Below are 6,675 nucleotides of genomic sequence, written 5' to 3' on the forward strand. Positions count from 1 at the left end.
GGCATTAAATAAGCGGCATCAGCATATTTGGCGCGCCTGTCAGTCGCGCGATGTGCTTTCCAGGCGTGCCTGTCGCCTTCCCAGCACCCCGCCGGTCAGCGCCCAACCCAAGGTAATCAACGTACCGATCAACATCGCCAGTTGCGGATACTCGCCCATCACGTCCAGCGCGCGTTTGAGCCAACCACTCAACGCATCACCGCCGCGGTAAACCACGGTGTCGATGAAGTTCTTGGCCTTGTACTTGTCCTCGACGGGCAGCACGGTGAACAGCATCTCCCGCCCCGGCCGCACCAGCGCGTACTCACCCGCCCGACGCACCACCATCACCACCACGAACCCGGCGAACATCGGGGCCAGTGCCAGCCACAGGAAGCCCGCAGCCATCACCAGCGGCACCGCCACCAGCAGCACGCCCACCCCCAGCCGGCGTGCCAGGCGACCGGTGAGGAACACCTGGGTGAGGATGGCCAGGGCCTGTACCACGCTGTCGATCAGGCCGAACACCTGGGTTTGCCGGGTACGGTCGGTGAAGGTTTGGCTGACGATGCGTGCCTGCTCGAAATACAGGAAGGTGCTGACACTGGCGAGCAACACCACGAACAGGGCAATGCCCAACAGGTAGGGCGAGCGCAGTACGGCAGTGGCACCGGCAAACGGGTTGCCGCCCAGTGGCCGGGAATCCACCCGCTCGGCTTGCGCCGGTAGAAGGTTGAGCTTTCGCCAGCGTTGCAAGTACAACGTAGCGCCAATGCTGCCCAAAAGAAGCGCTGCGGCCAGCAACAGCAAGCCGGCATGGCCCAGCGGCGCTACCAGCAGCGTGCCCAGGATGGGGCCGCTGAGTCCACCCAGGCTGGCCCCGGCCGCCAGCAGGCCGAACAGGCGCTTGCCTTGTGCGGTGGAAAACAGGTCGGCGAGCACGCTCCAGGCCAGCGAGATGCTCAGCAGGTTGAACACCGACAACCAGATGTAGAAGGCCCGCGCCGCCCATGAAGCTTCCGGATTGCGGGCAAACAGCACGGCGAACAGCAGCAGGTTGCTGGCGAAAAAGCCGTAGGTACATGGCAGGATGTACCGGCGCTGCACCTTGGAGGCCAGCCAGCCAAACAACGGCAGGCACGCCAGGGTGGCGACGAAAGTGCCGGTGAACAGCCATTGCAGGTTGTCCACGCCACCGGCGACGCCCATGGTTTCGCGCACCGGGCGCAGCATGAAATAGCCAGTGAACAACAGGTAGAACAGCAGCAAACCGGCGATCACCGCCGGCCCTTCGCCGGGCTGGATGTTCAGCCCCTGGTCCAGGCGCCGCCGCCAGGCTGCCATGGTGTCAGGCAAACTGCTTGATCAGCGCCTGTTGCTGCGCCAGGGTCAGCAACGGCCCGTGCCCGGCCTTGAGCTGGTCAAGTTGGCGCTCGGGCCGGCTGGTCGCGGGGATGACCGTGGTCACCGCCGGGTGACTGATGGCGAACTTGAGAAACAGCTGCGCCCAGCTGCCGACACCCGCCTCTGCGGCCCAGCCGGGCAAGGCCTGGTCCTTCACCCGGGCGAACAGGCGGCCATCGTCGAACGCCCGGTTGACCAGCACGGCGACGCCCTTGTCCTGGCACAGCGGCAGCAGTTCGCGGGCGGCGTCGGGGGCATTGACCGAGTAGTTGATCTGGATGAAGTCCAGCGGCTCGCTGCGCACGATGCGGGCTACCTCGTCCTGGCCACTGTTCAGGTAATGGGTGATGCCGACATAGCGGGTCTTGCCCTGCTGCTTCAATTCGCGGGCATAAGGCAGCTGGGTCTGCCAGTCGCGCAGGTTGTGGATCTGCAGCAAGTCGACCTTGTCGGTGCGCAGGCTCGCGAGGCTGCCGGCCCATTGCGCTTCGGCGTCTGCCCGGCTGTCGGCGGCGATCTTGGTGGCAATGAAGCATTGCCGGTGCCAGCCGCCCTCTTCCAGCAGCTGGCCGAGAATGCTGTCGGCGCCGCCGTAGTTGGGCGAGGTGTCGATAACCCGGCCACCGCCTTCGAAGAACGCCTGCAGTACAACTTTCAGCTGCTGGTACTGGGCAGAACCGGCTTGCACTTCGAAACTGCCGGAGGTACCGGCGCCGATCGCCGGCAGCGCTTCACCGGTGCTCGGCACTTGGCGGGTCAGCAAACCCGCCGGGGCAGCGGCGTGCAACCAGGGGCTGGCGGCCAGCAAGCCCAAAGTGGCACCCGCACGTAGGACATCACGACGTGCGTACATGGAAAAGCTCCCGTCATGAAGCGGAAACTTTCAAGGCTAGCCGCTGCCCCCGGCTGCGTCCGGTGTTTCTGTATCTGGATGTTTAGCGATCAGGCTTGCAGCAACAGGCTCAGGTCGACACCCGTCTCGCTCATCGGCGGACACCAGTAGTATCCACCGGTCAGTGGCCGGCTGAAGCGGTACAGGCCGTCGATGATGCCGTCCTCCAGGCCGCTCATGCGCCGCAGCTGCACCTCGAACGCATCGAAGCTGTGGCCCAGGGCCACGAAGGCCAGGCCAGCGCCGCGTTGGTCTGCCCAGGCCACCGAACGACGGACCATGAACGCTTCTGGTTCGAAACTTTCCTGGGCCGTGCGCTTGACGTGGGCGGACTCGGGGGCGTCGTCGAGCTCTTCGTTGTCGCTAAGGCGCCGGCCGATGATGTTGTCCTGGTCAGCCTGGGGCAGCGACTTGAAGTACTCCAGGTCGTGCTTCCACAGCTGGAACGCGGCAAAGCTGGAGCCATCGGCGCCAATTGCCGCCTGCACGGCCTCTTCGTCCACCGGGTTTTCGGTGCCGTCCTCATAGCCGGTCAGGTCATGGCCGCCACGGTGCAGGAAGCCATCGACGCTGTCGGCCAGGCGCAGGGCCGGAGCCAATGCCAGCTCAAGGGCCTGGGCCCGCAGCAGCAGGTCACCGCGCTCGTCGCCACGCAGCCACAGCCACAGGGCGTGTTGGGTGCTGGGGTTCTCCACGGCAGCATCCAGCTGGGGGAAGGCGCGCAAGCCAGGTACGTCACGGCCCAGGGCCTTGGCCAGCGGGGCGCCGACACCCAGGATCAACTGTTCGCCATCGACCTGCGGCAGCAAGGCATCCAGGGCGGCAGGCAGGGCCTCGGGCGACTGCAGGGAGAAGAACAGGTGACGGGCGTGGGCCGGCACCGGGGTGGCAAGCAGACCTTGCTGGAACGGCATGACAGGCTAATCCTCGGTAAAAACAGGAATGCTACTGCGCCTGCAGGCCTGCTGCAACGCGGCATACAGCCTCGCTGGCCGCTGCGCTTGGTAACAAACGGTTACCAAGGGCTGGCGTTTTGCGATTAGCTATCAATCAGGGCCGACCTACACTCCACCGGATCCTTCGCCCGAGAGACCGCCCATGACCGCCTCCCCTTTGCTCACCGCTTTTCTGCCGCTGGCCCTGGGCATCATCATGCTCGGTCTCGGGTTATCGCTGACCCTGGCCGACTTCGCCCGCGTGGTGAAGTACCCCAAGCCGGTGGTGGTAGGCCTGGTTTGCCAGATCCTGCTGCTGCCGCTGGTGTGCTTCCTGATCGCCAACGGGTTTGGCCTGGAGTCGGCGCTGGCGGTGGGGCTGATGTTGCTGGCCGCCTCGCCGGGCGGTACCACGGCCAACCTGTTCAGCCACCTGGCCCATGGCGATGTGGCATTGAATATCACCCTGACGGCAGTCAACTCGCTGATCGCGATCCTGACCATGCCACTGTTGGTGAACCTGTCGCTGAGCTGGTTCATGGCATCGGACCAGGCCATACCGCTGCAGTTTGCCAAGGTGATGCAGGTGTTTGCCATCGTCCTGCTGCCGGTGGCGCTGGGCATGCTGGTTCGCCGCTTTGCACCCGCCTTCGCCGCGCGCATGGAGAAGCCGATGAAGCTGGTGGCTGCGTTGTTCCTGGCGTTCACCATCGTCCTGGCGCTGGCCAAGGACTGGCAGACCGTGGTTGCCTACGCGCCGGTGGTGGGCCTGGCCGCGCTGCTGTTCAACCTGCTGAGCCTGAGCGTGGGCTACTGGGTACCGCGCCTGCTGAACATTCCCAAGCGCCAGGCGATTGCGATCGGCATGGAGATCGGCATCCATAACGGCACCTTGGCGATTGCCCTGGCATTGAGCCCTTCGCTGCTGAACAACGCCACCATGGCAGTGCCGGCGGCGCTGTACAGCCTTATCATGTTCTTCACCGCGGCGGCGTTTGGCTGGTGGGTGAGCCGCGGGCATGTGGTGGCGCAGCCCAAGGGTGAAACGGTGAATTGAGGGCCTTTCCACGTACCCTGTGGGAGCGGGTTTACCCGCGAAGAATCCAACTCGGTGCATGGCACCGGCTGCGCCGGTGTTCGCGGCTGAAGCCGCTCCCACAGGGTCCCTGCTGACTCAATGAGTCATGTGCAGTTGCATCATCGTGGGCTGCTCTGCCAGTCGCTGTCACAACTGGCTGCGCTTGTGCCGCAACTGCTGTTTCAACACCTTCAAAGGCGGTGCATAGAAGAACCCGAACGACACACTCCCCGTTCTCCCCTTCACCGCATGATGCAACCGATGTGCGCGGTGCAGGCGCTTGAGGTAGCGGTTGACCGGCCGTGGCTTGCGTGGCCAATGCCGATGAAAGAACCCGTCGTGGGCCACGACATACAGCACGCCGTACCCCGCCACGCCGCCACCCACCCACTGCAAGGGCGCAAAACCACCCTTGCCCAGGGCCATCAGCAGCGTGGCGATCAGCCCCAGGGCTACCAGGTACAGGTCATTGGTTTCGAGCATGCCCAGTTGCGGCTCATGGTGCGAGCGGTGCAACCACCAGCCCCAGCCATGCATGATGTACTTGTGAGCCAGCGTGCCAACGCCCTCCATGGCCACCAGGGTGCCGAACAGTACGGCGAGATTGAACAGCATGGAACGGTCCGGGGGATGGCAAGGGAAGGCGCAAGGGTACCGATTGCCCGCGTTTTTTTCCATGCAGGCGTGACCGGTTGCGGGCCCTTGCGGATGAAGCCATTGTCATGTTTTTGCCCTTGACCTGGCCTGCCACGGGGCGTAACGTCCGCGGCGCAATTTTGCATCCCTGAACAGGAGACCTGCATTGGACAGTAGCCCCAGTCGCATGCGACAGGCCCAAGTGGCGCGCTAGTCCGGCAGTGTCCTGCACTGTCTGGCCGGCCTGGCAAGACGGTGGTTTCTTGTAATCCCCCTCTTCTTCCTCCCCCTTCGTGGTCCTGCGCATTTTCTGGTTTTTCAACCGCGCCAGCTGATGGCGTTCTTGCGGGCGTGTGCCCGTGGAAGAGGTTTGCTATGGATTGGAAAGTATTTCTGCTGCGTGTCAGCATCGCCCTGCTGCTGGGGGCGCTGATCGGTGCCGAACGTCAACTGCGCCAGCGCCTGACCGGGCTGCGCACCAATGCACTGGTCAGCACCGGTGCCTGCCTGTTCGTGCTGATGACCCAGGCGGTGCCGGGCATGGCGCCCACCGATGCGTCGCGTATCGCCGCGTACGTGGTATCGGGCATCGGTTTTCTGGGTGGCGGCGTGATCATGCGTGACGGGTTCAACGTACGTGGCCTGAACACTGCCGCCACGTTGTGGTGCACGGCCGCAGTCGGCGTGCTGTGCAGCCTCGGGCTGCTGCTGGAAGCGACGCTGGGTAGCCTGGTGGTGCTGTGTGCCAACATCCTGTTGCGCGACATTGCCCAGCGCCTGGACCGCCAGGAAGTGGTGCCGGCCAGCGAGGTGGAGCAGCACTTCGAGGTGCGCATCGTCTGCCGCGCCGAGGACGAGATCCAGGTCCGCAGCCTGATGTTGCACAGCCTGGGCGACCCGCAGCTGCGCCTGCAGTCACTGCACAGCGAAGACCTGGCGAACCCCGCACGCCTGGAAGTACGCGCCGAACTGCTCGGCACCGCGCAGGCGCCAGCGCAACTGGAACGGTTGGTCAGCCGGGTGAGCCTGGAGAAAGGTGTAAGCTCGGTGCGCTGGCAATTGCAGCCGCAGGTGCTGGCGGCAGACTAGAACGAAAGGACTTCTTCATGCGCATTCGCCCTACCCTCGTGCAAGACATTCAATGGCTCCCGGACGTCGAGCGCTCGGCGGCCCAGGCTTTTGCCGCCCGGCCGGCGCTGGCATGGCTGGCGCAAGGAGATGTGATGGACTGCGGCGCCCATCAGGCATTTGTCGAAGCTGGCGGGAGCTGGGTGGCCGAGGGGCCGGATGGGCGCATTCTGGGGTTTGCCTGTGCCCGGCTCGTGGATCAGGCGCTGCATCTTCATGAAATTTCGGTGCGCCGGGAGGCCCAGGGGCAAGGTGTCGGGCGCAAGCTGCTGCAGCAGGTGGTCGATGCGGCGCGCCATGCGGGGGCGCGGGAGCTGACCTTGACCACCTTTACCGATGTGCCATGGAATGCGCCGTTCTATGCGCGGTTAGGGTTCGAGGTGATCGATGAGGGGCTGCTGGATGCACGCTTGCAGCAGATTCTGGCGGACGAGCGTGCCCATGGGCTTGCGGGCCGTTGTGCGATGCGCCTTGGCTTAGATATTTAGACCCCGGGGCCGCTTTGCAGCCCATCGCCGGCAAGCCAGCTCCCACCTTGACCGCATCGGCCTCGAGCCATGCGCTATCCCCTGTGGGAGCAACTGTCTTTAGAAATTTATTTTCAAGCGTGCCATTCGGGCAGG

The 6,675-nt window shown here is 64.5% G+C and carries 7 protein-coding genes; 3 read left to right on the forward strand and 4 right to left on the reverse strand.

All coding sequences use genetic code 11. The features are described 5' to 3' along the window. Window positions 1-39: 39 nt before the first annotated feature. The 3 genes from MJ643_RS18200 to MJ643_RS18210 form a co-directional block, all read right to left on the reverse strand. The gene (locus tag MJ643_RS18200) at window positions 40-1,323 is read right to left on the reverse strand and encodes an MFS transporter (protein WP_208209479.1); all 1,284 of its coding nucleotides are present in this window, start codon (window positions 1,321-1,323) and stop codon (window positions 40-42) included. 4 nt (window positions 1,324-1,327) lie between these two features. Next, entirely contained in the window at window positions 1,328-2,236 is a 909-nt protein-coding gene (locus MJ643_RS18205; RefSeq protein WP_023663102.1) for an aldo/keto reductase, read from the reverse strand. 89 nt (window positions 2,237-2,325) lie between these two features. Beyond that, window positions 2,326-3,189, reverse strand: coding sequence for a Dyp-type peroxidase (locus MJ643_RS18210; protein ID WP_013972645.1), 864 nt, complete (start codon window positions 3,187-3,189; stop codon window positions 2,326-2,328). A gap of 184 nt (window positions 3,190-3,373) precedes the next feature. Between MJ643_RS18210 and MJ643_RS18215 the strand changes: the two genes are divergently transcribed. Next, a complete protein-coding gene (locus MJ643_RS18215) occupies window positions 3,374-4,267 on the forward strand; it encodes a bile acid:sodium symporter family protein (RefSeq protein ID WP_023661652.1) in 894 nt (297 codons plus the stop codon). A gap of 168 nt (window positions 4,268-4,435) precedes the next feature. Here MJ643_RS18215 and MJ643_RS18220 read toward each other — a convergent pair whose 3' ends face one another. After that, on the reverse strand, window positions 4,436-4,903 hold the full coding sequence (locus MJ643_RS18220) for a sterol desaturase family protein (protein ID WP_013972647.1): 468 nt from the start codon (window positions 4,901-4,903) through the stop codon (window positions 4,436-4,438). 396 nt (window positions 4,904-5,299) lie between these two features. On the opposite strand from MJ643_RS18220, the gene MJ643_RS18225 reads away from it, so the two are divergent. Together MJ643_RS18225 and MJ643_RS18230 are read left to right on the forward strand one after the other, a co-directional pair. Then, window positions 5,300-6,013 (forward strand): MgtC/SapB family protein, encoded by a 714-nt coding sequence (locus tag MJ643_RS18225; RefSeq protein ID WP_013972648.1) that lies wholly within the window; start codon window positions 5,300-5,302, stop codon window positions 6,011-6,013. 17 nt (window positions 6,014-6,030) lie between these two features. After that, window positions 6,031-6,540 (forward strand): GNAT family N-acetyltransferase, encoded by a 510-nt coding sequence (locus MJ643_RS18230; RefSeq protein ID WP_024087144.1) that lies wholly within the window; start codon window positions 6,031-6,033, stop codon window positions 6,538-6,540. The last annotated feature ends 135 nt before the right edge of the window (window positions 6,541-6,675 follow it).

It is taken from the genome of Pseudomonas sp. PNPG3 (genome assembly GCF_023093815.1).
Classification (GTDB): domain Bacteria; phylum Pseudomonadota; class Gammaproteobacteria; order Pseudomonadales; family Pseudomonadaceae; genus Aquipseudomonas; species Aquipseudomonas asiatica.